Here is a 1,215-nt window from a genome sequence, read left to right as displayed (position 1 = left end):
AAGATTATGTGGTTATTATAGCAAAGAGGATACACCTGTTCCCATTCCGAACACAGAAGTTAAGCTCTTGAGCGGCAATGGTACTTGGGGGGCGACCCCCTGGGAGAGTAGCACGTAGCCACGTAATCTTTTTTTATACGTGTAAAACAATGTTTCATGAGGAACGAAAAGATGATAACAGAATGCAATTTATGGTAAAAAATGTAAATTAATAAATGAGTTGAATTCTAATAAAACTTATGATAATATTAATGTGTTATATGTTTAGGAGGTATCATGGAGAAATCGTTATACATGGAAGAAGCTTTAAAAGAAGCGTATAAGGCATATAATAAGGGAGAAACTCCGATAGGAGCCATTATAGTTAAAGATAATAAAATCATAGCTAGGGCACATAATCGTACAGAAGAGTTAAAAGATAGTACGGCTCATGCTGAAATGTTAGCTATAAAACAAGCATCTGAAATATTAGGAGGATGGCGACTTATAAATTGTGACTTGTATGTTACCATGGAACCGTGTATAATGTGTAGTGGAGCTATAGTTAATTCTCGAATAAAGAATATAGTTATTGGAGCTAAACATATAAAAAATTTAAAAATGGAAAAACAACACGAGTTTAAAATGGATTATTATAAAGATAATAATATTGAAGTAACCTTTGGTATACTCAAAGACGAGTGTTCGCATATTTTGCAAGAATTTTTCAAGACTCTTAGAAACAAAAACTAAGGAGAGATGGTCGAGGGGTCGAAGGCGCTCGCCTGGAAAGTGAGTATGCGGTAAAACGTATCGTGGGTTCAAATCCCACTCTCTCCGCCAACAAATAAATATGGTTGTAATTTTGCTGTACTAGATGGGGAGGTAGCGGTGCCCTGTAACCTGCAATCCGCTATAGCAGGATTGAATTCCATCTAGAGGTTTTTACTTTGTGGAGCTGCCCAGAATAAGTGGTGTTGATGCTTAGGTCCTGTGCAATGTAAGCTCATGAACTCCGTCAGATCCGGAAGGAAGCAGCGGTAAGTGATTCCTTGCATGTGACATAGGAGTGCCTAGGTTGAGCTAACTGTTTTGGTAACGTCTGTGAAGTATTAATCAATAGATGGTGTACAGCATTTATATATAAATATAATAATCCCTTTAATAGGGATTTTTTTGTACATAAAAACAATTAACAAATATTTTTATTTATTATAAAATATATGATATAAATGT

Annotated in this window: 1 protein-coding gene, 1 tRNA gene, 1 rRNA gene and 1 other RNA gene; all 4 read left to right on the top strand. The window is 35.4% G+C overall.

All coding sequences use genetic code 11. The annotated features are described in order from the left end of the window. The first annotated feature begins 7 nt into the window (after positions 1-7). The 4 genes from rrf (at position 8) to ffs (ending at position 1,113) form a co-directional block, all read left to right on the top strand. Positions 8-124, top strand: a 5S ribosomal RNA gene (gene rrf, locus NSA58_RS20430). A 152-nt stretch (positions 125-276) separates the two neighbouring features. Then, the gene (locus NSA58_RS20425) at positions 277-732 is read left to right on the top strand and encodes a nucleoside deaminase (protein WP_074429984.1); all 456 of its coding nucleotides are present in this window, start codon (positions 277-279) and stop codon (positions 730-732) included. Further along, positions 733-822, top strand: a tRNA-Ser gene (locus tag NSA58_RS20420). It begins immediately after the preceding gene. Between the two features lie 25 nt (positions 823-847). Continuing rightward, an RNA gene (gene ffs / locus NSA58_RS20415) (signal recognition particle sRNA large type) lies at positions 848-1,113 on the top strand. Positions 1,114-1,215: the final 102 nt, after the last annotated feature.

The sequence above is a fragment of the Terrisporobacter muris genome (assembly GCF_024621905.1).
GTDB classification, from domain to species: Bacteria; Bacillota; Clostridia; order Peptostreptococcales; family Peptostreptococcaceae; genus Terrisporobacter; species Terrisporobacter muris.
Note: the sequence above shows the minus strand (reverse complement) of the source record. Positions and strands in the feature narration are given on the sequence as shown.